Genomic DNA, 25,691 nt, shown 5'->3' on the forward strand with positions numbered 1-25,691 from the left:
TGGCACCTCGTCGATTGATCAGATCAAGGATAGGTGCCAACGACCACGAATGCCGAGTTTTTCAACAGAATCGGCCAGGAAGGGACACTCGACTGGGCAGCCTACATCGTTGACAATCAAGCACTGCGTATGGACGATTTGCGGGCACGTCGAGGAGATGAATGGATATCTTATCGACAATCCCAAGCGCACCCTTCGAACGCCCAACTTTGATTAAATATGAGTGAACTCCAGCAAGAAGTGCAACGCCTCGCAGCACAAGCGCTGGCCGATTTCAACGACCGTGCTGAGGGGAAGCTAGATTTTTCGGAAGCAAGCCTACAGGTTGTTGAAGAGATGCTTGCAGAGGCTTCGATGTACCGAAATGACCTGCCATCTGAGACGGTTGAGGGGATCGTGACGCGATTCGGTTGTTACGTTCTGGAGGTCGGTCGCCAGCAGTTCGGCGGCACGTATTCCTGGCTCGAAGAGCGAAATCAGCCCGTGCTTGTTGTCGGTAATTCACAAAATCACACCGCTCTCGGAACTTGGGACAAGGTGCGTGGCCGCTTATCCGGGGACACCGGCGACAACGTTCCTTTTTTCTTTGAAGGCTTTGCAGAACGTGTGCGAACGTCGTCCGGTGGGGGGCGAGCTCTTTACATTTGAAGCCACCGTGGGAATGTCCGCTCGGAGTGAAGTCAAGGACCGCTCCGGGTCGGAAGCGGGCCTCCACGTGAGTCTGCTACCGGCCACGAGCGGACGTTTATAACTCCGCCCGTCTCCCTCCCTAGCTCCGCACAAGACTAACGATGAGTCGTCCGCTAAACGAAATTCTCTTGGAAATCGACCAGTTCAAGCCTAGCCCCGCAGGCGACTGGCGCAAGTTAGACACGCTCTTATCGGAGCTTTGGTAGGGAGACGTATCGATCGCTTGTCTGCCGGTCCTGTTTCGCATTTTTGAACGATTTCCCGAGGATGATGGTGCTGGAGTCTTCTGGAGCATCGTGCACGGGCTTGAGTCGACAGATCTAAATTACGAGGGACCATTGCGCGAATCGTTGTTGCGACAACCTTCAGAGCTCGGCCAGATCATGCTTCGCCGGCTCGAAAAGTAGAAGGCAGCCCTGCAGTAGGTATAAAGCTGTATGTTTTGAACGGCGGTTCCCAGCAACTTTGAGCGTCTCTTGAGGGTCGGTAACTGCCACTCCGAAGAAGCACGAAGCGCATACGTCTATCTCGGCGCATCAGCGCGCCGAGCCTTCGGACGCGACATAGGCCGTACCGCACAACGATATCGGCGTGTCATCCGAGGGCATGCGGCAAAACCTCCCACAGCAACTGTTCAATTTCCGCACACAGAATCGCAAACACCTCCCAATCCACGCGCCCTCCGCGCGTGGGAAGAAACCCGGATAGCCCCGTCTCTCCGCCCCCGCCTACCCTCCCGCGCATGCCGGCCAGCCCTCAAGCACCAACCCCGCCCCGGCCGATCCGAATTTCCCCAGGAGCGCACATGGATAGCACCACCCCCGCCCTATTCGACACCGACGTCTGGCGCGGCAAGACCTTCACCGGACGCTGGCACGCGAGCCCGCTCGCGGCCGACGTGATCGAACCGGCGACCGGCAACACGCTCGGCCGCATCGGTCTCGCCGACGGCGCGGCCATCGCCGAAGCATCGGCCACCGCCCACCGCACCCAACCCGCATGGTTCTCGCTGCCCTACGACGAGCGCGCAGCAGTCCTGCGCCGCGCCGCAGCCGTCGCCGAAACGCACTTCGACGCAATCGTCGACTGGCTCGTGCGCGAAAGCGGCTCGACGCGCGCGAAGGCGGCGTTCGAAACGTCGGTCACGATCAAGGCGCTCCACGAAGCAGCCGGCCTGCCATCGCGCGCGGCCGGCGAAGTGCTCCCGTCCGCAGCCGGCCGGCTGTCGCTCGCGCGCCGCCGCCCGCGCGGCGTGGTCGGCGTGATCTCGCCGTTCAACTTCCCGCTGTACCTCGCGATGCGTGCGGTCGCACCCGCGCTCGCGCTCGGCAACGCGGTCGTGCTCAAGCCCGATCCGCGCACCGCCGTATGCGGCGGCGTCTCGATCGCGCGCGTGTTCGAGCTCGCCGGCTTGCCCGAAGGCGTGCTGCACGTGCTGCCCGGCGACGGCGCGGCCGGCGCGGCGCTGGTCGCCGATCCGCACGTCGCGATGATCCAGTTCACCGGCTCCACCGCGGCCGGGCGCAAGGTCGGCGAAGCGGCGGGCCGTCACCTGAAGAAGGTGTCGCTCGAACTCGGCGGCAAGAACTCGCTGATCGTGCTCGACGATGCCGATCTCGACCGCGCGATCGCCAACACCGCATGGGGCGCGTACCTGCATCAAGGCCAGATCTGCATGGCGACCGGCCGCGTGCTCGTGCAGCGCGCGATTCACGATCGCTTCGTCGCGAAGCTCGTCGAGAAGGCGCGCAGCCTGCGCGTCGGCGACCCGGCCGCCGGCGACGTCGGCCTCGGCCCGCTGATCAACGCCGCGCAACGCGACCATGCCGCGAACCTGGTCGACGCGGCGCGCCGCGCGGGCGCACGCGTCGAGACGGGCGGCGGCCATCGCGGCCTGTTCTTCGAGCCGACGGTGCTGAGCGGCGTCGCGCCGGGCAATCCGGCATTCGACGAAGAGATTTTCGGGCCGGTGGCGGTCGTCGTGCCGTTCGATACCGACGAAGACGCGATCGCGCTCGCGAACCGGACCGAATACGGGCTGTCGATGGCGATCCTGTCGGCCGACGTCGGCCGCGCGCTGCGGATCGGCGAGCGCTTGAACACGGGGCTGCTGCACATCAACGACCAGACGGTCAACGACGAGGCGATCAACCCGTTCGGCGGCGTCGGCGCGTCGGGCAACGGCTCGAGCATCGGCGGTGCGGCAAACTGGGAAGAATTCACGCAGTGGCAGTGGCTGACGATCAAGGGCGAAGCGCCGCTCTATCCGATTTGACGAGGAGACCGACCATGTACACCGAACACGATACACGCGCCGTCACCGCGGCCGTCGCGCGCGCCGCCGGCGCGCCCTTTTCGATCGAAGCGGCCCGGATCCGCGCGCCGCGCGGCGACGAGGTGCTGGTGCGCGTCGTCGCGACCGGCTTGTGCCATACCGACCTGATCGTGCGCGACCAGTACTATCCGGTGCCGCTGCCGGCCGTGCTCGGTCACGAAGGCGCGGGCGTGGTCGAGGCGGTCGGCCCGAACGTGAAGACGCTCGCCGCGGGCGATCACGTCGTGCTGACCTACGGCGCGTGCGGCCACTGCGCATCGTGCGTCGGCGGTCACGGCGCGTATTGCCGGCAGTTCTTCGCGCTGAACTTCGGCGGCGCCGACGCCGACGGGCAGACCGCGATCCGGGACGAAGCCGGGCAACCGCTGCACGATCATTTCTTCGCGCAGTCGTCGTTCGCGAGCTACGCGCTCGCGCGCGAGAACAACGCGATCAAGGTGCCGAAGGAAGCGCCGCTCGAACTGCTCGGCCCGCTCGGCTGCGGGATCCAGACCGGCGCGGGCGCGGTGATCCATTCGCTCGCGGTGCGCCCGGGCAGCAGCTTCGCGAGCTTCGGCGCGGGCGCGGTCGGCATGAGCGCCGTGATGGCCGCGCGCATCGCGGGCGCGACGACGATCATCGCCGTCGACATCGTGCCGTCGCGGCTCGCGCTGGCGCTCGAACTCGGCGCAACGCACGCGATCAACAGCCGGGAAGTCGACGTCGTCGACGCGATCCGCGAGATCACCGGCGGCGGCGCCGACTTCGCGCTCGAATCGACCGGGCTGCCGGCCGTGCTGTCGCAAGGGATCGAAGCGCTCGGCTCGCGCGGCACGATGGGCGTGGTCGGTGCGCCGAAGCTCGGCACGAAGGCCGAATTCGACGTGAACAGCCTGCTGCTCGGCGGCCACACGATTCGCGGCATCGTCGAAGGCGACAGCGTGCCGCAGACGTTCATCCCGCAGCTCGTGCAACTGTACCTGCAGGGGCGGTTTCAGTTCGACCGGCTGGTGAAGTTCTATCCGCTCGACCAGATCAACCAGGCGGCGGCGGACAGCAGCGACGGGAGCACGCTCAAGCCGATCCTGCGTTTGCCGCACTAGGCGCGGGGCACCGCCGGCCGCCCGCCGACGCCAATCGGCGTCATGCGGCGGGCGCCGTTGCCGGGAACGAAAATACCCGGCTTCGGGCACCGGGCTATATTACGCATTCGCGCGACACGCCGGGCCGGCAATACCCGGCCCGGACATCGACCCAACTGGAGCGCAGCGTGAAGCCAGCCCCCGAATCCCTGTCTCGGCCGGTCGACCTCGACCGGCTCCGCGCCCGCTTCGCCGCGGGCGAGCCGCTGCCGGAAACGGCCTTGCCGGCCAGCGTCGCGCGCTCGTGGCTGCGTTCGCGCGACGCCGGGCTGCGGCCGTGGCAAACCGCCCGCTATGAGATGCAGCGCGAACTCGACGAATCGCGCGCGGACCGGCGGCTGACCCGCTGCGTCGCGCAGGAGATCGAGCCGCTGTGGGCCGCATTCGGCGGCAACGAATGGACGATCATGTGCGTCAATCCGCACGGCACGATCGTCCATGTGCGGCGCAGCCCGCAATGCGACGACGCGCTGCTCACGCCGATCGTCACTGGACGCCGGATCGTCGAACCGAACATCGGCACGACCGCCCCGAGCTGCGTGATCCACGACGGCGCCGAAACCGTCGTCGCGGGCGCGCAGCACTATCTCGACGCGTTTTCGCGGGTATTCTGTCTCGCGGTGCCGCTGCTCGGCTTCGACGGCGAAGTGATCGGCGCGCTGGACATCACGGGCGTCGGCCGGCGCAATGTCGCGCAGTTGCGCGAGTCGTTCCGGCACGCGTCGCTGTCCGCCGAGCAGCGACTCTATGCGATGCTGCGCGACTGCCATCTGCTGCAGGTTCAGCATGACGCGCGCTGGCTCGGCACGCCGCTCGCCGGCGTCGTCGCGCTCGACGTAGCGGGCCGCGTGCGCGCGGTGAGCCGGCTGGCGCGCCGCATGCTCGATCTCGCGCCGGAAGGGCCGCTCGGGCCGTACGATCTCCGGCAACTGTTTCCCGGCGCGACGCCCGCGCAGCAGCGGCGCTTGCTGACGCCGTCGCGCACGCCGCAGCGGATCGCGCGCGACGACGGTAGCCACGTATGGGTGCGCACCGTGCGTGCGCCGCTCGATCGCGCGACGCTCGCGCGTCAGGCCGATGGGCTCGAAGACGCCGCCGACGTATGCAACGCGGCGCCGGCCGCCGGTCCGCAGGCGAGCCTGCACGAGCAGTCGCTCGATGCGATCCGCCGGGCGCTCGACGAGCACGACGGCAATGTGTCGGCGGCCGCGCGGCAACTCGGCATTTCACGCACGACGCTGTACGCGAAACTTCGGCAGATCGATACGGCGGGAATCCGGCCCGACGGGTCGCATCGGCGGTTCGGGACGAAGCCCTAAGCCGCTGCCCGCCGCTCGTGCAGCCGCAACGCGAGCCACGCGATCCCGGCCGCGAAGATCGCGACCACGCCGCCGAAGGTGCCGATCCACGGCAGCCCGAAGTCGCCCGCGATATGGTTGCCGAGCAGCGCGCCGGCGCCGATGCCGACGTTGTACAACCCGGAATAGATCGATACGGCCAGGTCGGTCGCCTCCGGCGCCAGCTTCAGCACCCACGCCTGCATCGCCAGCCCGAAACAGACGATCGCGCCGCCCCACGCCAGCGTGTGCACGGACAGCGTGACGATGTTCAGCGCGCACGGGAACAGGATCAGCAGGCAGCCCGACAGCGCGACGATCGACGCCAGCAGGAAATCGTCGGGCCGGTACGGATAGAGGCGATTGAAGCAGACCGCGGCCGGCAGGCCGGCGACGCCGAACAGGATCAGCACGTACGTGATCCGGCTGCTGCTCGCATGGTTGACGCTCTGCACGAACGGTTCGATGTACGTGTACGACGTGAAGTGCGCGGACACGACGAGCACGGTGATCGCGTACAGCGCGACCAGCGCCGGCTTGCGCAGGAACACCCCGATGCTGCTCAGCGAGCCTGCGCCCTGGCTCGGCAGCAACGGCAACGTCGCGCGCAGCAGCAGCAGCGCGACGCCCGCCGCGCCCGCGATGATCAGGAACGTGACGCGCCAGCCGAACGCCTCGCCGATTACGCGGCCGAGCGGAATCCCGGCCACCATCGCGATCGCCGAGCCCATCGCGAGCAGGCTGAGCGCACGGCTTTTGCGGTCGCTCGGCGCGAGCCGCACGGCGAGCGGGACCGAAATCGACCAGAACACCGCATGCGCGCACGCGATGCCGAGCCGGCCGATCATCAGCACCGTGAAATTCCACGCGACGCCGGTCACGACGTGGCTGCCGACGAACACCAGCAGCGCGACGCTCAACAGCTTGCGGCGCTCGACGTGACGCGTGACGAACGTCAGCGGCAGCGATACGACCGCAACGGCCCACGCGTAGATCGTCAGCATCAGGCCGACCGCGGTCGGCTGCATCTGCAGGCTGTCGCCGATCGCGCTCAACAGCGCGACGGGCACGAATTCGGTGGTATTGAAGATGAAGGCGGCGAGTGCCAGGGCCAGAACGCCCCACCACGATTGTTCGGAACTGACGGCGTCGGGGGTTGCCATACGGGAATTCGGCGAAGGTTGGGCGCGCGGGCGGCCCGCCCGGCGCATCGGCGCGATTGTACCAGCGCCGTTCGACACGCTGCCGCGGACGCGGCGCGTGCCGCGCGGGACATGGCGGTGACACGGCCGCGCGCCGATAATGTGACGAACCGGGTTTTGCCGACGATTTGCCCGAACGCTACCGGGCCAGGAGATTCGCATGCGTATTGAAACGTCATTTCTGTTCGATCTCGACGGCACGCTCGTCGACAGCGTCTATCAGCACGTGCTTGCATGGAAAGAAGCGCTCGACGCCGAAGGCATCGAGCTGTCGGTATGGCGCATCCACCGCAAGATCGGGATGAGCGGCGGCCTGTTCCTGAATCAGTTGCTGCGCGAGACGGCCGGCGACATCGACGCGGCGCGCGTCGAGCGGCTCGCCCGGCTGCATGCGGCCGCATACCAGCGGCTGCGCGCGCAGGTCCGGCCGCTGCCGGGCGCGCGCGAGTTGCTGGCCGCGCTGTCGAATGCCGGCATCCGCTGGGCGATCGCGACCAGCGGGCGGATGGAAACCGCGGCGATCAATCTGGAGGCGCTCGGCGTCGATCCGGCGAAGAACGTGGTCGTCACGCGCGATCAGGTGAAGTATGCGAAGCCGGACCCGGACCTGTTCCTGACCGCCGCCGCGAAGCTGAACGTGCCGATCGAGCATACGGTCGTGGTCGGCGACAGCATCTGGGACATGCTCGCCGCCGCCCGCTGCCGCGCGCTCGGCGTCGGCCTGCTCTCGGGCGGGTACGGCAGCGACGAACTGGAACGCGCCGGTGCACTGCGCGTGTACGACGATCCGGCGGACCTGCTGTGGCACCTCGACGAGGTGGCGGCGCGGCCCTGAGCGTCGGGCGGCCCGTCGACGTCGGCAACCGACCCACACGAGGGTCGGTGCAATCGCATACAAGTTTCCGGCAGCTTGCGTGGGCGACAAGCTCGACGTGAAGGCGCGGCCCGCCCGAACCGGCAGGCCGCGCGCCTCGTCGTTACTGCTTCACCGGAGCGGCGATGCCGTCGATGTCGGGCGCCCAGCCCGTGGGGTTCGAGAATCGCAAGGTGTTCGCACTGCCCTGCTGGAACGTGCCGGTCACCGTCAGCGTCGATACGTTCCCCCAGCCGCCCGTCGACGGGAACGACACCGTGACCGGCGTCGCGCCGTCGAAGCTGATCTGTGCGTTACGCGGCGCCCCATCGCCGTTCGCGTAGCTGACCGACACACTGTACGTCCCGCTCGCCGCCACGTTGATGCCGTTGATCGTCAGCGTGCCGTTGCTGGTTCCATCGCCGTTGCCGATGTAGCCGACGTCCTGGCCGCCCGAGCAGCCGTTGCAGGACGCAACGCGCGCCGCACCACCGAGCGTGTTGCCGGCCGCCTCGGCTTCGTACGCCAGCGGAGGCGGGGGCGGCAGTTTCACCGGCCCGGCCACCACGGCGACCGACGCGATCTCGGGCGCCGGCGTGGCACCGTCGAGGCTCGACAGCGTCAACGTGTTCAGCCCCGACTTCAGCCCGACATATACCGTCACGGTGCCGACGGATTTGCCGGCCGGCGGAAATGCCACCGTCGTCGGATTGCCGCCGTTCACGCCGAGCTGCGCTTTGGCGGTTTCCGGCCCGGCATTCAGGTAAGCGATCTGGACGAAGCCGCCGACCGTCGACGACGCGACGTTGCTGAACGTCACCGTGCCCAGCCCCGTGACCTTCCTGCCGCTCGCGCAAGCGATGCAATGCGCATACGCGGCGCCCCCCGACAGCGTGCTCGGCAGGAACGTGGACGACGGCGCGTCCTTGCCGCGCAGCACCAGCATCACGGTGCCTCCGGCCGGAACGCTCGCGACCGTATAGGCGTCGGCGGCCGTGCCGAGATTCTTGTGCGCCCAGACATCGCGCACCGTGGCCCGGGTGCCCGCAGCCAGCCCCAGTTGCTTCCACGTCACCGTCATCGGGCTCGCCGTGGCGCCGTTGTTGAGCAGCAGGACCGCACGCCTTCCGCTGCCGGCCAGCAGCTTCGCCCAGATCTGCTGCCCGTTGGCGTCCGCGACCTTCAATCCCTGCAGTCCCAGCGCATCCTGGTCGATCGCGATCAGTTCGGGATTGGTGAGCAAGGTCACGCTGTCGCTCGAAAGCGGCTTCGACAGATCGTTGCCGAGGATCATCGGCGCGCCGGCGATCGCCCATAGATTCACGTGGGCGAGATCGTTCGCCGCCGTCATGCCCATGCCGGCAACCATCATGTCGGGATCGTTGTAGTAGCCGGTGTGCTGCCCTTCCGGATGATAGTTTCCGTTGAAGTTGCCCAGCACCGAGCCGAACTTCGGAACGCCGCTTCCGGGGCCGTAGATGTCCCCCGTCGTACGCCACGACGTGGCGATCCCCGCGCCCCAGGCCCACGGCCCCAACCCAGCATCGGGATAACCGCTCTTGCCCAACGTGCCCCAGTCGCACATGTTGAGCACCAGCAGCTTTCCGGTCGCGGCGTAGGCTTTCTGAATGGCCTGCGAGATGGCCGTATACGCTTGCTGCGGGTCGTATCCGGCCGCGCTGCCGCCGCACCAGTCGACCTTGACGAAGTCGTAGCCCCACTGCGCGAACTGCAGGAAATCGTGATCGTAGTGCGCGTAATCGCTGCCGACGAAGTGCACGCCATTCGTGCTACCACAGCCCTGCGGCCCGGAGTCGATATAGATGCCCGCCTTCAGCCCCTTGCCGTGAATGTAGTCGGCCATCGCCTTCATGCCGCCCGGCCACTGGTTGGTGGGATTGCCGTTCATGTCGACGTTGATGATGAAGTTGCCGTTCGCGTCGCGCTTTCGGGAGGTCCACCAGCCTTCGTCGATATTCACATACTGGTATTTGTTGCCCGACGCAATGCGCTCGTTCAGCTTGGCCAGCCCGTCCGCTTGCGCCTTGATCGTATCGAAACTGACATCTTCCGCGAGGCTGTTCCATGACGACCAGCCCATCGGCGGAGGATTCACGGCGATCTGCTTTCGCGCGGCCGGTGCCGCGTCCGTCGTCGCGCCATCGTCGGACGTCGCGGTCGTGTCGGTACCGCCGGCTCCGACACCCGCCATCGCGACACTGCTACTGACGGAGGCGGGGCTCGTATCGTCACCGCCGCACCCGGATATCACGCCGGCCGCCAGCAGCATGCCGACCGTCAATATTCCTAACTTATTTTTCAAATTCATCTGCGTCTCCAGATTATTTGAGTGGCGCGTACCCGTGTGCGCGGCACGCGTTCGCAGATTAGTGAGTTCCTTGGCGTTTATTCAATCTTTGCGACGCGCGGCCAGATACTGGGATCATTTCCACAATCAAGCCGAAAGATGCAATTATTTAACCGATTCAATCAATTTCGGTTGACACGCTCATGCTGCCGGACCGCTCCCGTCGGCGTGGATAGCGTCGTCTTGCTGTCCGATCCCATCGATGCATGAGTCGAGCAGCCGGGTCGCGCGTCCGACAACCTCGCCAGCAACCCGCTCATCGCGTCAACATGCCCCGCACGGCCCTTCGTCTCGATTTCGGCACGGATTGCGACTATCGCATGCTCCTGCACCATCGCAAATGCGCGCTTGATCGCGTACACATTTCGCGTTATTGCTTCGGTATCCTCATTCACGATCGCGGCGCGCGTCTGGACAATCGCATTCATCCAGACGTTGACGGTCAAGGCTATTTATATGGGACCAAAAAGATGACCGCGGTGAGGCGCGGAGGCGGCCAAGCGGACAGATGCACGGGATTGAAGGTCACCCCTGGCACGCGAACCGGGATTCGAGGTTTGTGCGCTGGAGGCCGAGAACGATCGGAGGCACATGGTCGAGCATCGAACGTACGTCGGGGCCTCCAGCACGGTGATCCTGAGACACATTGCGAATGACGCAGCGACCACGACCCACGTCATGCGCCATTCATAGTTTCAGCCGGCAACCACGCCGAAGCGATAGACCTTTCCACGACGACCCATCGAAGTCGTGCGCGTCGCGCTTCATCGCCATGTCGCCTTCCAGGATGGACGGCTGGACGGCGCGACGACCTCTGCTGCAACGACTGATCGCGGTATTGTCATAAGTTCCACGGCAAGCATTCAGGCGTCGCGCGTCACACCGTCCGCCTGACCAGCATCGTCCGGATCTCCGAAATCGCCTTCGTCGGATTCAGCCCCTTCGGGCACACGTCCGTGCAGTTCATGATCGTCCGGCAGCGAAACAACCGGTACGGATCCTCGAGATCGTCGAGCCGCTCGGCCGTCGCCAGATCGCGCGAATCGGCGATGAAGCGGTACGCCTGCAGCAGCCCGGCCGGCCCGACGAACTTGTCCGGGTTCCACCAGTAGCTCGGGCACGACGTCGAACAGCACGCGCACAGGATGCATTCGTACAACCCGTCGAGCTGGTCGCGCTCTTCCGGCGATTGCAACCGCTCGCGCGCGGGCGGCGTCGTGTCGTTGATCAGGTATGGCCGGATCGAGTGGTACTGGTTGAAGAAGTCGGTCATGTCGACGATCAGGTCGCGCACCACCGGCAACCCCGGCAACGGTCGCAGCACGATCTCGCGCGGCAGCGTCTGCATGTTGGTCAGGCATGCGAGGCCGTTCTTGCCGTTGATGTTCATCGCGTCCGAGCCGCAGATTCCCTCGCGGCACGAGCGCCGGTACGCGAGCGTCTCGTCGTCGCGCTTCACGCGGCCGAGCACGTCGAGCAGCATGCGGTCGGCCGGGTCCACGTCGATCTCGTAGCGCTGCAGGTACGGCTGCGCGTCGCGATCGGGATCGTAGCGGTAGATATGCAGGGTGCGCGGATCGCTCATCGGTTCCTCCCGGCCCGGGGCCGGCATGGGTTCACGGGTGCTGCGGGTGGCGTTGCGGCGCACGGCGCCGCAAGCGCCATGCCGGTCAATCGTCGTCCACGCGCTTGTCGACCAGATAGCGGCCGCGCTCGACGCCCGCGCGCAGCGCCTCGACCTCGGTCAGCCATTCGGGGCCGGCGGCCTCCGATACGGCCAGTTCGATGCGCGCGCCGGCGGCGTACACCTGTACCTCGTCGCGCCACGCGCCTCGCTCGTTGGGCCGCGCCCATACGAGGATTTCGTGACCGCGATACGGGTCCCGAACCTGTGCGTCCTGTTGATGTGCCACGGTGGCCTCCTGTCTTATCTGCGATGGCGATGCAAAAAATGCGCGCCGGCGGCGCGCCACGCACGCCGTCGGCCTCGTGCGCACGCGCCGTGCCCGGCCGGCACGCCGCTTGCGTCCCTTTTCCGCGTCGAAGCGCAACGGGCCCGCCTCGCGCAGGGCCGGAAGGAATGCACATCATGATCGGCCACCTCGAATTACTCGGACGCCTGCTGCTGGCCGCGCTGCTCGGCAGCGTGATCGGGCTCGAACGCGAGCGCCTGAACTGGGCCGCCGGGCTGCGCACGCACATGCTCGTGTGCGTGGGCGCCGCGCTGGTGATGCTGGTGTCGACGTTCGGCTTCGAGGACGTGCGCGGGCAAAACGGCGTCGTGCTCGATCCGTCGCGGGTCGCCGCGCAGGTGGTGTCCGGCATCGGCTTTCTCGGCGCGGGCTCGATCCTGCTGCGCGGCGAAATGGTGCGCGGGCTGACGACGGCCGCGAGCCTGTGGGCGGTGGCCGGCGTCGGGCTCGCCGCGGGCGGCGGCATGGTGGTTGCGTCGATCGGCGCAACGGCGATCGTGCTCGCGATTCTCGCGGGCGTGAAGCCGCTCGAGCGCCGCTTCATCGCGCAGCGCCAGCAGCGCACGCTGCTGCTCGTGGCCGAGCGCGGCGGGCTGACGCTCGGCACGCTGCACGAAGCGCTCGGCCCCGGCCGCGTGCGCGTGAAACGGTTCATCGTCCAGCAGTCGGACGACGATCCGGACACCGACGACATCTCCGTCTCGTTCTCGCGCACGAGCGGGCCGGAATTCGCGGCGATCTGCGAGACGCTGCAAAACATCGCGTGCGTACGGACCTGTCGACCCGACACCTCGTCAAGGAGTTTCGCGTGACCCAGACCGACCTGCTCTCCTATCTCGTGACGAGCCAATTGGCCGCGCGCATGCGCAGCGGGGCCTGGCTCACGACCGGCCAACTGGTCGGCGCGTTGCGCGCGTGGCTCGCGTGCCGCCACGCCGAATGCGACTGGCTGGACCGGATCAGGATCGCGCACGCGTCGGCGACGATCGCGCAGGAAATCTACGAGATCGCGGTCGCGCACGGCGATCCGCACAGCGGCGAGCGCGTGCGGCTCGACGCGGATTCGCCGGAACTGCAGGCGCTGCGTGCACGCTGCGATGCGCTGTTGCAGTGGCTCGACGGCGACCGGGACGTCGGCGCCCGATGATCGTGCCGGATCGCATCGCCCGCACTGACGATGGTCGGCTCGACGCCGCGCCGGCGGACGGCCCGCCGCAGCACGGCCTGCTCGAGCGCGGGCGCAACTGCGACGCGATCCGCGGCGCGGACCGCTTCGCGATGCTGGTCGACGGCGACGCGTACTTCTCGACGCTGCGCGCGGCGCTGCTGCGCGCACGCCATACGGTGTTCATCGTCGGCTGGGACGTGGACAGCCGGATGCGGCTCGCGCCGGGCGGCGCCGACGACACGTTGCCCGACACGCTCGCGGCCTTTCTGCACGCGCTCGCATCCGCCCGCCACAACCTGCGCATCTACGTGCTAGCGTGGGACTTCGCGATGATCTACGCGCTGGAGCGCGACTGGCCGCCCGTGTATCGGGCCGGCTGGCGCGCGCATCGCGGCATCCGGTTCCGGCTCGACGATGCGCACCCGCGCGGCGCGTCGCATCACCAGAAGCTGGTCGTGATCGACGACCGGCTCGCGTTCGTCGGCGGCCTCGACCTGACGCGCGCCCGCTGGGACACGCCCGCGCATGCGGCCGACGACCCGCGCCGCCGCGACGAGCACGGCATGCCGTACGGGCCGTTCCACGACGTGCACGCGATGTTCGACGGCGATGCCGCCGCCGCGATCGGCGAACAGGCGCGGGCCCGCTGGCTGCAGGCATGCGGACGCCCGATCGCGATCCGCGCGCAGCGCCATCTCGACCGGACGGACGACGATCCGTGGCCGCCCGATGCGCGCGTCGACGTGCGCGACGTGCGGCTCGGCATCGCGTATACGGCGCCGCGCCACGGCGGCCGCGAGCCGGTGCGGCAGGTGCGCGCGCTCGTCGAGGACGCGATCCGCGCCGCCCAGCGGCACCTGTATGTCGAAAACCAGTACTTCACCGCGGCGGTCGTGCGCGAAACGTTGTCCGCGCGCCTCGCCGACGCGCACGGGCCGGACGTGACGGTCGTCGCGCCGCGCGTGCAGAGCGGCTGGCTGCAGGAAGCGACAATGGGCGTGCTGCGCGCGCGGCTGCATGCGACGCTCGCGTCGGCCGACCGCTTCGACCGCTACCGGCTGCTGTATCCGCACGTCGACGGCCTCGGCGACGCGTGCGTGAACGTGCACAGCAAGGTCGCGATCGTCGACGACGAATGCATCGTGATCGGCAGCGCGAACCTGAACAACCGCTCGATGCTGCTCGATACCGAATGCTGCATCGCGCTCGTCGCGGCCGGCGACGCCCGCATTCGCGGCGCGATCGCGCGCATGCGCGAGCGGCTGCTGGCCGAGCATCTCGGCACGACGCCCGATGCGGTGGCCGACGCGTTCGCGTGCGGGGAACGGCCGAACGTCGTGCTCGACCGGCTGCGCGCGAAGCCGGGCCGCACGCTGCGCACGCTCGACCCGGCCGTGTCGCCGCAATTCGAGGCGCTCGTGCCGGTCAGCGCGCGGCTCGACCCCGAGCAACCGATCGAGCCGGACCGGTTCGTCCGCGAATTCGTGCCGCACGAGCAGCATCGCTCGCTCACCGCGCGCTTTTTCGTGCTGGGGGCGATCGTGCTCGCCATCGCCGCGCTGGCGCTCGCGTGGCGCTTCACGCCGCTGGGCGCGTACCTGAACGTCGCGTCGCTGTCGCGCGCGGTGGCCGGCATCGCGCGGCTGCCGGCCGCGCCGGTGCTGCTGCTCGCGGCCTACGTGGTCGCGGCGGCCTGCGCGGTGCCGATCACGCTGCTAATCGCCGCGACGGGGCTCGTGTTCGGCGCGTGGCCGGGCTTCGCGTATGCGGGGGTCGGCTCGATGGCGGCCGCCGCGGCGACCTACGCGCTCGGCCGCTGGCTCGGGCGCGACGCGGTGCGCCGGCTCGCCGGCCCGCGTGCGAACCGGCTGAGCGAGCACATCGGCCGGCGCGGCGTGGTCGCGATGGCCGTGCTGCGGCTGCTGCCGATCGCGCCGTTCACCGTCGTGAACCTCGTCGCCGGCGCGTCGCACATCGGGCTGCGCGACTTCCTGATCGGCACCGCGCTCGGGATGCTGCCCGGCATCGTGCTGACCGTCACGTTCGCGCACCAGTTGACCGCCGCGCTCAGCCATCCGCGGCCCGGCGCGTTCGCGTGGCTGGCGGCGATCGGCCTCGCGCTGGTGGGCGTGTCGATCCTGCTCGTGAGGATGCTGCGACGATGGCGCTGAGCACACACGCGGCCCCGCCGCCGCACGTCGTCACCGCCGACGCGGCGCCCGTCGCCGCGCCGGGCGGGCGCGACCTGCGGATCGCGACCTACAACATCCGCGGCGGCTACGGCGTGTGGCACGCGCGCGCGGCCGACCGGATCGCGGCGGTGATCGACGAACTCGACGCGGACGTGATCGCGCTGCAGGAAGTGCCGCTCGGCGGCACGCGTGCACCGGACGTGCTCGCGCACCTGCGCGACGCGACCGGCATGCACGCGGTGGCCGGCCCGACGATCGACACGCCGGAGCGCCGCTACGGCAACGCGGTGCTGTCGCGTTGTCCGATCCGCGCGGCGCGCACGCTCGACCTGTCGTTCCACCCGCGCGAACCGCGCGGCGCGCTCGACGCCGACATCGATTGCAGCGCCGGCCCGATCCGCGTGGTCGCGACCCATCTCGGGCTGTCGGCGAGCGAGCGCAGCGCGCAGGTGCAGCGGCTGCTCGCGGCGTTCGACACGGGCGCGATGCCGGTGATCCTGCTCGGCGACATCAACGAATGGTTCGTGCGCGGCCGCGCGCTGCAGGCGCTCGTCACGCGGTTCCGGCGCGCGCCTGCGCCGCGCACGTTCCCGACCGTGTGGCCGGTGTTCTCGCTGGACCGGATCTGGATCCATCCGGGCGAGCTGCTGGTGGACGTGGTCGTGCATCGCAGCGCGCGGGCGCGGCACGCGTCCGACCACTACCCGCTGGTGGCGCGGATGCGCGCGACGCCCGCGACGGGCACGGGGCTTGCACGGTGAGGATTTTTTTCGATCCGACGGAGCCCGCTCATGCGAACCGACGCACTCGACGGAAAGCATCTCGATTACTGGTGCGCACGCGCGTTGTGCGCGGATGACGAAGACACGCTGCGCTTTACGGCCGTCTCGCCCACCGTCGTCGTGACGGCCGCCTGCGACGCGCTCCGGCACCTCGACGCGCCGTTCGCGCCTTCGGCATCGTGGGCCGATGCGGGCGCGGTGCTCGATCGCGTGATCGACCTGCGGATCGCCGGCCACGGCGACACCGTCGAATGCGATGCGACCTTCGTCGACGGCCCATCGACCTGCGGCGCCCGCGGCCGCACGGCCCGCGAAGCGCTGCTGCGCGCGTTCGTGCGCGCGCGCTTCGGCGACGAGGTGGACGAACCGCCGCCGTTCCCGCACCGGATCGAACATGGCGCGGTGGTGCGGTATGACCCGGGGGTGCCGATTCCAACTTCGGACGACGACCCGGCGGCCGGCGATCCGGCGGCCGGCGACAGTTCGGATATTCGGTCGATTCCGCGCATGTGAGTGCAGGCGCGAGTCGGCGGTCATGTAAAAACGACAGTCCCCTTCAATCCGCATTCCCGCCAACGCCTGCCCGGCCGGCGGTCGCGCAGCAGGCACGCGCGTTGCGACGCACCGGCTTTACCGCTCGCCGCCACTCGCCCGCGCCACGCCATGGACTCCACACCGCCGTTCGCTCCGCACCTCTACTTCTGCGACGCCCGCCTCGTGGGGCCGCTCGACGCGTGGCCGCCCACCTTCGCGCATATCGCCGGCATGGGCTTCGATCATGTGCTCGTCGGTGCGTTCTGGGCCGCGAGCGTCGCCGGTTTTCCGCGCCACGTGGCCGATTTCCGGCGGCCGGCACAATCGTTCGCGACGCGCGCGAGCGCACTCGAAACCTTCTCGCGGCTCGCGCAACTGGCGAAGGGCCACGGGCTGCGCCTGCTGCTCGAAGTCGTGCCGGACCGCATCGCGCGCGAGAACCCGCTGCGCGCCGACCATCCCGACTGGTACGTCGAGCACACGCACGACGACGCGCTGATCGACCCGCGCGGCACCGCGCACGCGCTCGATATCGCGCAGGCGAACGCCGGCGACGCAGCGGCGCGCGACGCGCTCTCGGCATGGTGGTGCGCGCATCTCGCGACGTTCGCCGACGCGGGCGCGGCCGGCTTCCTGATCGACGCGCCCCATCATCTGCCGGCCGACTGGTGGCCCGGCTGGCGCGCGGCGCTGCGCCGTGCGCGCCCGGACGTCGCCGTGCTCGCCGGCGTGCCCGGCCATGCGCGCGACGCGCTCGCGCAGCTCGAAACCGCCGGCTTCGACGCGGTGTTCTCATCGGTGCGCTGGTGGGACCTGCGCGCGCCGTGGTTCGCGGACGAACACCGGCTGCTGCGGCGCATCGGCGCGCCGATCGCGTTTCCCGATGCGCCGGACGGCCCGCGTCTCGCCGACGACTGGCCCGACACACCCGACGACACCGTCGCCCGCGCGTATCGCCGCGCGCTGTGGACGGCCGCCGCCGTCGGCACCGGCTGGCTCGTGCCGATGGGTTTCGAGCGCGGCGTGACGGTGCCGCTGATGGCCCGCGACGCGGATACCGAACGCTACCGCGCCGCGTTCGAACACGCCCGTTTCGACCTGTCGGGCACGATCGCCGATGCGAATGCGTGGCGCCGCGCCACGCCCGTCGTGGCGGCCCGCGGCGAAATCGTGCAACTGAGCGCGCCGGGCGCGCATGCGACCGCGCTGCTGCGCGGCACCGGGCCGTTGCTCGAACACGACGACACGGCGTTGCTGATCGCGTTGAATCCCGATCTCGACGCGCCGGCCACGGTCGACCCGGCGACGATCCTGCCCGGCGTGCCGGGCGGTTTCACGCGCGTCGCCACGCACGACGGCGCGCAAACGCATCCGCCGGCCGCGCTCGAGCCGTTCACGCTCGCACCCGGCGCGTATGCGCTGCTGCACGCGTGGCAGGCGCCGCCCGTCGCCGCGCGCCCCGACGCCGCGCGCGAGCGCACCGTGCTGTCGGCGGCGCTCGCGGCCGACCGGATCGCGATCGAGCGCGTCGAGCCGTCGGTCGACGACGGCCGCTTCGCGATCAAGCGCGTGATCGGCGAGCCGCTCGTCGTTCGTGCGTCGATCTTCACGGACGGGCACGCGCATCTGGCCGCCGTGCTCCAGTGGCGCGCCGCCGACGACGACGCCTGGCGCGAAATCCCGTTCGACGCCGAGCCGAACGATCGTTGGCATGCGCGCGTCATGCTCGACCGGCTCGGTCGCCATGAATTTCGCGTGCTCGCGTGGCGCGACGACTGGGCGTCGCTGGTCACCGACATCGCGAAGAAGCGCGCGGCCGGCCAGGACGTGACGCTGGAGGTGCGCGAAGCGCAACTGCTGCTCGCGACCGCGCTGAAGCTCGCCGAGCCGGCCGATCCGCGCGCGGTCGCGCAGATGGAACGGCTCGCCGCCGAGCTCAAGGACGCGTCGCCCGACGACCGCCTCGCGCTGGTCGGCGCGCCCGCGCTCGCCGACGCGTTCGCGGCGCTGCGCTACCGCCCGTTCGTCACGCACGACGCGACGACCTACCCGGTCGACGTCGAACGCCGCAAGGCGCGCTTCTCGAGCTGGTACGAGATGTTTCCGCGCTCGGCGAGCGACGATCCGCACCGGCACGGCACGTTCGACGACGTGATCGCCCATTTGCCGCGCATCCGCGACATGGGTTTCGACGTGCTGTATTTCCCGCCGATCCACCCGATCGGCACGTCCGCCCGCAAGGGCCGCAACAACAGCCTCACAGCCGGCCCCGACGACGTCGGCAGCCCGTACGCGATCGGCTCCCCCGACGGCGGGCACACGGCCGTGCATCCGCAACTCGGCACGCTCGAATCGTTCCGTGCGCTGGTCGACGCCGCGCGCGGGCACGGGCTCGAGATCGCGCTCGATTTCGCGATCCAGTGCTCGCCCGATCATCCGTGGCTCGCCGCGCATCCCGGCTGGTTCGCATGGCGGCCCGACGGCTCGCTGCGCTTCGCGGAGAATCCGCCGAAGCGCTACCAGGACATCGTGAACCCCGATTTCTACGCGCCGGACGCGCTGCCCGACCTGTGGCTCGCGCTGCGCGACGCGGTGCTGTTCTGGGTCGACGCGGGCGTGCGGATCTTCCGCGTCGACAACCCGCACACGAAGCCGCTGCCGTTCTGGGCGTGGATGATCGCCGACGTGCGCGGCCGGCATCCGGACGTCGTGTTCCTGTCCGAGGCGTTTACGCGGCCGGGGATGATGTACCGGCTCGCCAAGGTCGGCTTCTCGCAGTCGTACACGTACTTCACGTGGCGCGAGTCGAAGCGCGACTTCATCGACTACCTGACCGAGCTGACGGCCGGCCCCGCGCGCGAATTCTTCCGGCCCAACTTCTTCGTCAACACGCCCGACATCAACCCGCGCCACCTGCAGAACGCGCCGCGCTCGCAGTTCGTGATCCGCGCGGCGCTCGCGGCGACGCTGGCCGGCTCGTGGGGCCTGTACTCGGGCTTCGAGCTCGGCGAATCGGCGCCGCTGCCGGACAGCGAGGAATACGCGGATGCCGAGAAATACGAGCTGCGCGCGCGCGACTGGAGCAAGGCCGCGCACATCGGCACGGAAATCGCGCGGCTGAACCGCGCGCGGCGCGATCATCCGGCGCTGCAGACGCATCTCGGGCTCGCGTTCGTCGAGGCCGACAACGATTCGGTGCTCGTCTTCACGAAGGCGACGCCCGCGTTCGACAGCGTGGTGGCCGTCGCGATCAGCCTCGACCCGTGGCATCCGCAGGCCGCGAACTTCACGCTCGATGCGGCGCTGTGGCGCGGCCTCGGGCTGGCCGACGGCGAACCGCTCGATGCGCTCGAACAGGACGCCGCGCACGCGGAAACCTGGCGCGGCCATCGCCAGTACGTCTCGCTCGATCCGCACGTGCGGCCGTACGCAATCTGGCGGCTCGCGCCGTCTCCGGGCGCCGCGCGGGCGGCGGCGCCCGCACCGGACGACGCCCGACCCTCCTCGGGAGCCCACGGATGATGAAACGCGAAGATTCCCTCGACGACGTACGGCGCGCGCAGTTCCCGTCGCTCGCGCCGGCCGGCACGCCGCGCCGGCGCCGCGCGCGCCGTCGCGAACCCGCGCTCTGTGCGGACGATCCGCTGTGGTACAAGGACGCGATCATCTACCAGGTGCACGTGAAGTCGTTCTACGACTCGAACAACGACGGCATCGGCGATTTCCCCGGCCTGATCGCGAAGCTCGACTACATCGCCGAACTCGGGGTCGACACGATCTGGCTGCTGCCGTTCTATCCGTCGCCGCGCCGCGACGACGGCTACGACATCGCCGACTACCGCGACGTGCATCCCGACTACGGCACGCTGGCCGACGTGCGGCGCTTCATCCGCGAAGCGCATGCGCGCGGCATCCGCGTGATCGCCGAGCTCGTGATCAACCACACGTCGGACCAGCACCCGTGGTTCCAGCGCGCGCGCCGCGCGAAGCCGGGCTCCACGCATCGCGACTATTACGTGTGGTCCGACACCGACACCAAATACGCGGGCACGCGGATCATCTTTCTGGATACCGAAACGTCGAACTGGACCCACGACCCGGTGGCCGGCCAGTACTACTGGCACCGCTTCTATTCGCACCAGCCGGACCTGAACTTCGACAACCCGGCCGTCGTGCGCGAAGTGATCCAGGTAATGCGCTTCTGGCTCGACCTCGGCATCGACGGGCTGCGGCTCGACGCGGTGCCGTACCTGGTCGAGCGCGAAGGCACGAACAACGAGAACCTGCCGGAAACGCATGCGATCCTGAAGCGGATCCGCGCGACGATCGATGCCGAGTATCCGAACCGGATGCTGCTCGCCGAGGCGAACCAGTGGCCGGAGGACGTGCAGGAATACTTCGGCAACGAGGACGAATGCCACATGGCGTTCCACTTCCCGCTGATGCCGCGCATCTACATGTCGATCGCGAGCGAGGATCGCTTCCCGATCCTCGACATCATGCGGCAGACGCCGGCGCTCGCGCCGAGCAACCAGTGGGCCGTGTTCCTGCGCAACCACGACGAGCTGACGCTCGAGATGGTCACCGACTCGGAACGCGACCTGCTGTGGCAGGCCTATGCGAGCGACCGGCGCGCACGGCTGAATCTCGGCATCCGGCGCCGGCTCGCCCCGCTGATGGAGCGCGACCGGCGCCGCATCGAGCTGATCAATTCGCTGCTGCTGTCGATGCCCGGCACGCCGGTCATCTACTACGGCGACGAGCTCGGGATGGGCGACAACATCCACCTCGGCGATCGCGACGGCGTGCGCACGCCAATGCAGTGGTCGTCGGATCGCAACGGCGGCTTCTCGCGCGCCGACCCGGAACTGCTCGTGCTGCCGCCGGTGATGGGCTCGCTGTACGGCTACGACGCGATCAACGTCGAGGCGCAGACGCGCGATCCGCATTCGCTGCTGAACTGGACGCGCCGCATCCTCGCGACGCGCCGCGCGTCGCAGGCGTTCGGGCGCGGCACGATCCGCTTCCTGCGTCCGGAGAACCGCAAGGTGCTCGCGTACCTGCGCGAGCTGGACGGCCACGAGCCGGTGCTGTGCGTCGCGAACCTGTCGCGCGCGTCGCAGGCGGTCGAACTCGATCTGTCCGAATTCGCGGGCCGCGTGCCGATCGAGATGACGTCCGATTCGCCGTTTCCGCCGATCGGCCAGCTCCCGTATCTCCTCACCTTCCCGCCGTACGGGTTCCTGTGGTTCGTGCTCGCCGAGCACGGCCGCGAGCCGTCGTGGCGGCAGCCGCATGCGGAGCCGCTGCCCGAATACGTGACGCTCGTGATGCGGCGCGGCGATACGCGGCCGGACGTCTCGCAACTGCATGCGCTCGCGCACGACGCGCTCGCGTCGTGGCTCGCGCGGCGGCGCTGGTTCGCGTCGAAGGATCGCGCGATCGGCGACGCGTGGCTGAACGTCGTCACGCCGGTGGCGGACGAGCCGTTCCAGTATGCGGAGGCGTGGGTGTCCGCGAGCGACGGCGGCGTCGAACGCTACGTGGTGCCGCTCGCGACCGCGTGGGGCGGCGAGACGTCTCATCCGCTGTTCACGCAGCTGGCCCTGGCGCGCGTGCGGCGCGGCCACACGGTCGGCTACCTGACCGACGCGTTCGCGCTGCCGGCGTTCGCGCGCGGGATGCTGCGCAAGCTGCGCGACGGCGCAACGGTGCCGACGTCCGACGGCGGCCGGCTCGACTTTCTTCCGGAAGACGCGCTCGCCGGGCTGGACCCGGGCGACGACGCGGAGGTGCGCTGGCTCGCGGCCGAGCAGAGCAACAGCTCGCTCGTGATCGGCGACGCGATCGTGCTGAAGCTCGTGCGCAAGGTCGCGCACGGCGTTCATCCGGAAGCGGAAATGAGCCGGCACCTGACGCGCATCGGCTATGCGAACACCGCGACGCTGGCCGGCGAAGTCGTGCACGTCGATCCGGACGGTTCGCCGCACACGGTCGCGATCCTGCAGCGCTACGTCGACAACCAGGGCGACGCATGGACGCGCTCGTTCGATTTCCTGCGGCGCGCGATCGACGAGCTCGCGCTGCCGGCCGCGGACGACGGCGAGGCCGCCGAGACGGACGAAGCGCCCGATGCGCTGCTCGGCTACGCGGCGTTCGCGGGCATCATCGGCACGCGGCTCGGCCAGTTGCACGTCGCGCTCGCGCAGCCGTCCGACGATCCCGCGTTCGCGCCGGAACGCGCGACGCCCGAGCACGTCGACGGCTGGTGCGTGGACGCGATCGCGTCGTTCGAGCGTGCGCTCGACGTGCTGCGCACGCGGCTCGACGCGCTCGATGCGGCCACCCGCGCATCGGCCGACGCGCTGCTCGCGTCGCGCGACGCGGCCGTGCTGGCGCTCGGCGAACTCGTGCCGCGCACGCTCGATGCGCAATGCACGCGGATTCACGGCGATTTTCATCTGGGCCAGGTGCTCGACGTGCAGGGCGACGCGCTGCTGATCGACTTCGAAGGCGAACCGGCGCGCCCGCTCGAGCGGCGTCGCGCGAAATCGCATCCGCTGCGCGACGTGGCCGGCCTGCTGCGCTCGCTGTCGTACGTGAGCGCGACCGCGCAGTTCGCGATCGAGAAAGCGCCGCCGCAGGCGGCCGGCCGCAAGCGCGCGCTGTTCGACCGCTTCGGGCAGGCCGCCGCCGACCGCTTCGTCGAGTGCTATCGCGCGGCCGCGGACCTCGCGCCCGCGCGCTTCGTCGACCCGCGCTACGCGGACCGCCTGCTCGCGCTGTTCCTGATCGACAAGGCGTCGTACGAGCTGTGCTACGAAGCCTCGAACCGGCCCGACTGGCTGAGCGTGCCGGTCGGCGGGCTCGCGGCGCTGGTCGAGCGCCTGCTCGGCGACGGCGTGCCGCCCGACGACGGAGGACACCCATGACCGACACGCTGTTCGAACGCGCCGACATCGACGCACTGCTCGCCGGCCGGCATCCCGACCCGTTCGCGTGCCTCGGCCCGCACGAACAGGCCGACCGGATCGTCGTGCGGGCGCTGCTGCCCGGCGCCGAACGGGTGCGCGCGCTGTCGCCGGACGGCGCCGAGCTCGGCGCGCTCGCGTGCATCGATCGCGCCGGCTGCTTCGCGGGGACGATCGCGCACGACGGCGGCTGGCCCCATTACCTGCTCGCGATCGACTGGCCCGGTGCGCACCAGGTGACCGACGACGCGTACGCATTCGGCACGCTGCTCGACGACGCGGCGCTCGCGCGCTTCTCGGGCGGCGACCCGGCCGCCGTGCTCGAATGCCTCGGCGCGACGCCCGTGCGTATCGACGATACCGACGGCGTGCGCTTCGCGGTCTGGGCGCCGAACGCGCAGCGCGTCTCGGTGGTCGGCGATTTCAACGGTTGGGACGGGCGCCGCCATCCGATGCGGCTGCGACGGCCGTCGGGCGTATGGGAGCTGTTCGTGCCGGGCATCGGCGCGGGCGAGCGCTACAAGTACGAGCTGCGCGCGGCCGACGGGCGCGTGCTGCCCCACAAGGCCGATCCGTGCGCGCGCGCGACCGAAGCGCCGCCGCGCACGGCGTCGGTGGTCGCCGACGTCGCGGCGCTCGACGCGTTCGCGTGGCACGACGACGGCTGGATGCATGCGCGGCCGCACCGCGACCGCTATCGCGTGCCGTGGTCGATCTACGAGGTCCATCCGGAGTCGTGGCTGCGCATCCCCGAGGAAATGGAACGCAGCGCGACCTGGGACGAACTGGCCGAGCGGCTGATTCCGTACGTCAAGGGCATGGGCTTCACGCACGTCGAGTTCATGCCGATCGCCGAATACCCGTTCGGCGGCTCGTGGGGCTACCAGCCGCTCGCGCAGTTCGCGCCGTCCGCGCGCTTCGGGCCGGTCGACGGCTTCGCGCGGTTCGTCGATCGCGCGCATGCGGCCGGCATCGGCGTGCTCGTCGACTGGGTGCCCGCGCATTTTCCGAACGACGCGCACGGGCTCGCGCAATTCGACGGCAGCGCGCTGTACGAGCACGCCGATCCGCGCGAGGGGATGCATCCCGACTGGAACACCTGCGTGTACAACCTCGGGCGCACGGAGGTCGGCGCGTTCCTCGTCGCGTCGGCGCTCGCGTGGGTGCGCCGCTATCACGTCGACGGCATCCGCGTCGACGCGGTCGCGTCGATGCTGTACCGCGACTATTCGCGCAAGGAAGGCGAATGGGTGCCGAACGTATACGGCGGCCGCGAAAACCTCGAATCGGTCGCGTTCCTGCGCCGGTTGAACGACACGCTGCACGGTGCGGCCGCGCCGGCCGGCGTCGTCACCGTCGCGGAGGAGTCGACCGCGTGGCCGGGCGTCACCGCGGCGACCGGCGACGGCGGGCTCGGCTTCGACTTCAAGTGGAACATGGGCTGGATGCACGACACGCTCGCGTATCTGCACGAAGACCCGATCCACCGCCGCTATCACCACGACCGCATGACGTTCGGGCTCGTGTACGCGTTCTCCGAGCGCTTCGTGCTGCCGCTGTCGCACGACGAGGTCGTGCACGGCAAGGGCTCGCTCGTCGCGAAGATGCCCGGCGACGCGTGGCAGCGGCTCGCGACGCTGCGCGCGTATTTCGGTTTCATGTGGGCGCATCCCGGCAAGAAGCTGCTGTTCATGGGCAGCGAATTCGCGCAATGGGCCGAGTTCGCGCACGATGCGTCGCCGCACTGGGACTTGCTCGACGCGCCCGCGCATCGCGGCGTGCAGCGGCTCGTGCGGGACCTCAATCGCACGTATGCGGCCGAACCGGCGCTGCATGCGCTCGACTGCCATGCGGCCGGGTTCTCCTGGCTGATCGGCGACGACCGCGACAACAGCGTGTTCGCGTTCGCGCGCCGCGACGACGCCGGGCACCTGGTCGTCGCCGTCTGCAACTTCACGCCCGTGCCGCGCGCCGGTTACCGCCTCGGGCTGCCCGCGCCGGGTCACTGGCGCGAACTGATGAACACCGATGCCGCGTCGTACGGCGGCACCAACGCCGGCAACGACGGCGCCGTGTGGGCCGAAGCCGTGCCCGCCCACGGCGAGGCGTGGTCGGCGAGCTTACGGCTGCCGCCGCTCGCCACGCTGTGGCTGACACCCGCCTGA

Annotated in this window: 18 protein-coding genes; 13 read left to right on the forward strand and 5 right to left on the reverse strand. The window is 69.4% G+C overall.

From position 1 onward, the window contains the following. Positions 1–219: 219 nt before the first annotated feature. The 4 genes from WS96_RS33815 to WS96_RS21950 all read left to right on the forward strand — a co-directional run bounded on the left by WS96_RS33815 (position 220) and on the right by WS96_RS21950 (position 5,465). Complete coding sequence (locus tag WS96_RS33815) at positions 220–648, forward strand: hypothetical protein (RefSeq protein ID WP_156443678.1); 429 nt, start codon at positions 220–222, stop codon at positions 646–648. Between the two features lie 847 nt (positions 649–1,495). Continuing rightward, positions 1,496–2,965 carry a benzaldehyde dehydrogenase gene (locus WS96_RS21940; RefSeq protein ID WP_059835348.1) on the forward strand — a complete coding sequence of 490 codons (1,470 nt, stop codon included), beginning with the start codon at positions 1,496–1,498 and terminating at the stop codon, positions 2,963–2,965. 14 nt (positions 2,966–2,979) lie between these two features. Continuing rightward, positions 2,980–4,107, forward strand: a complete 1,128-nt coding sequence (locus tag WS96_RS21945; protein WP_059835350.1) for an NAD(P)-dependent alcohol dehydrogenase — start codon at positions 2,980–2,982, stop codon at positions 4,105–4,107. A gap of 167 nt (positions 4,108–4,274) precedes the next feature. Continuing rightward, positions 4,275–5,465 (forward strand): helix-turn-helix domain-containing protein, encoded by a 1,191-nt coding sequence (locus tag WS96_RS21950; protein ID WP_257128034.1) that lies wholly within the window; start codon positions 4,275–4,277, stop codon positions 5,463–5,465. On the opposite strand, the gene WS96_RS21955 is transcribed toward WS96_RS21950, so the two are convergent. After that, a complete protein-coding gene (locus tag WS96_RS21955; RefSeq protein WP_059835352.1) occupies positions 5,462–6,646 on the reverse strand; it encodes a sugar transporter in 1,185 nt (394 codons plus the stop codon). The genes WS96_RS21950 and WS96_RS21955 overlap by 4 nt on opposite strands. A 199-nt stretch (positions 6,647–6,845) precedes the next feature. On the opposite strand from WS96_RS21955, the gene WS96_RS21960 reads away from it, so the two are divergent. Further along, the gene (locus tag WS96_RS21960) at positions 6,846–7,520 is read left to right on the forward strand and encodes an HAD family hydrolase (protein ID WP_034209221.1); all 675 of its coding nucleotides are present in this window, start codon (positions 6,846–6,848) and stop codon (positions 7,518–7,520) included. Positions 7,521–7,662: 142 nt separating this feature from the next. Here the strand turns inward: WS96_RS21960 and WS96_RS21965 are convergent, their stop codons facing one another. The 4 genes from WS96_RS21965 to WS96_RS21980 all read right to left on the reverse strand — a co-directional run bounded on the left by WS96_RS21965 (position 7,663) and on the right by WS96_RS21980 (position 11,819). Continuing rightward, positions 7,663–9,867, reverse strand: coding sequence for an alpha-galactosidase (locus WS96_RS21965; protein ID WP_257128035.1), 2,205 nt, complete (start codon positions 9,865–9,867; stop codon positions 7,663–7,665). Between the two features lie 161 nt (positions 9,868–10,028). Then, positions 10,029–10,352 carry an Hpt domain-containing protein gene (locus WS96_RS21970; protein ID WP_059835354.1) on the reverse strand — a complete coding sequence of 108 codons (324 nt, stop codon included), beginning with the start codon at positions 10,350–10,352 and terminating at the stop codon, positions 10,029–10,031. Between the two features lie 431 nt (positions 10,353–10,783). Continuing rightward, on the reverse strand, positions 10,784–11,491 hold the full coding sequence (locus tag WS96_RS21975; RefSeq protein WP_059500499.1) for a succinate dehydrogenase/fumarate reductase iron-sulfur subunit: 708 nt from the start codon (positions 11,489–11,491) through the stop codon (positions 10,784–10,786). 85 nt (positions 11,492–11,576) lie between these two features. Continuing rightward, entirely contained in the window at positions 11,577–11,819 is a 243-nt protein-coding gene (locus WS96_RS21980; protein WP_059835356.1) for a DUF6566 family protein, read from the reverse strand. 176 nt (positions 11,820–11,995) lie between these two features. Between WS96_RS21980 and WS96_RS21985 the strand changes: the two genes are divergently transcribed. From WS96_RS21985 to glgB, 8 genes are all read left to right on the forward strand, one after another. Beyond that, a complete protein-coding gene (locus WS96_RS21985) occupies positions 11,996–12,691 on the forward strand; it encodes an MgtC/SapB family protein (RefSeq protein WP_059780008.1) in 696 nt (231 codons plus the stop codon). Beyond that, positions 12,688–13,026 (forward strand): hypothetical protein, encoded by a 339-nt coding sequence (locus WS96_RS21990; RefSeq protein WP_059779958.1) that lies wholly within the window; start codon positions 12,688–12,690, stop codon positions 13,024–13,026. The genes WS96_RS21985 and WS96_RS21990 overlap by 4 nt, the downstream gene beginning before the upstream one ends. Further along, entirely contained in the window at positions 13,023–15,218 is a 2,196-nt protein-coding gene (locus tag WS96_RS21995) for a VTT domain-containing protein (protein ID WP_059835358.1), read from the forward strand. Before WS96_RS21990 ends, WS96_RS21995 begins: the two co-directional genes overlap by 4 nt. After that, complete coding sequence (locus WS96_RS22000) at positions 15,209–16,000, forward strand: endonuclease/exonuclease/phosphatase family protein (protein WP_059835360.1); 792 nt, start codon at positions 15,209–15,211, stop codon at positions 15,998–16,000. Before WS96_RS21995 ends, WS96_RS22000 begins: the two co-directional genes overlap by 10 nt. A gap of 30 nt (positions 16,001–16,030) precedes the next feature. Beyond that, the gene (locus WS96_RS22005; protein WP_059835362.1) at positions 16,031–16,534 is read left to right on the forward strand and encodes a phage protein NinX family protein; all 504 of its coding nucleotides are present in this window, start codon (positions 16,031–16,033) and stop codon (positions 16,532–16,534) included. Positions 16,535–16,684: 150 nt separating this feature from the next. Beyond that, a complete protein-coding gene (locus WS96_RS22010) occupies positions 16,685–20,077 on the forward strand; it encodes a maltotransferase domain-containing protein (protein WP_059835364.1) in 3,393 nt (1,130 codons plus the stop codon). After that, the gene (gene treS, locus WS96_RS22015; RefSeq protein ID WP_059835588.1) at positions 20,077–23,487 is read left to right on the forward strand and encodes a maltose alpha-D-glucosyltransferase; all 3,411 of its coding nucleotides are present in this window, start codon (positions 20,077–20,079) and stop codon (positions 23,485–23,487) included. The genes WS96_RS22010 and treS overlap by 1 nt, the downstream gene beginning before the upstream one ends. After that, complete coding sequence (gene glgB / locus WS96_RS22020) at positions 23,484–25,691, forward strand: 1,4-alpha-glucan branching protein GlgB (protein WP_059835366.1); 2,208 nt, start codon at positions 23,484–23,486, stop codon at positions 25,689–25,691. The genes treS and glgB overlap by 4 nt, the downstream gene beginning before the upstream one ends.

It is taken from the genome of Burkholderia sp. MSMB1835 (assembly GCF_001526365.1).
Taxonomy (GTDB): Bacteria; Pseudomonadota; Gammaproteobacteria; order Burkholderiales; family Burkholderiaceae; genus Burkholderia.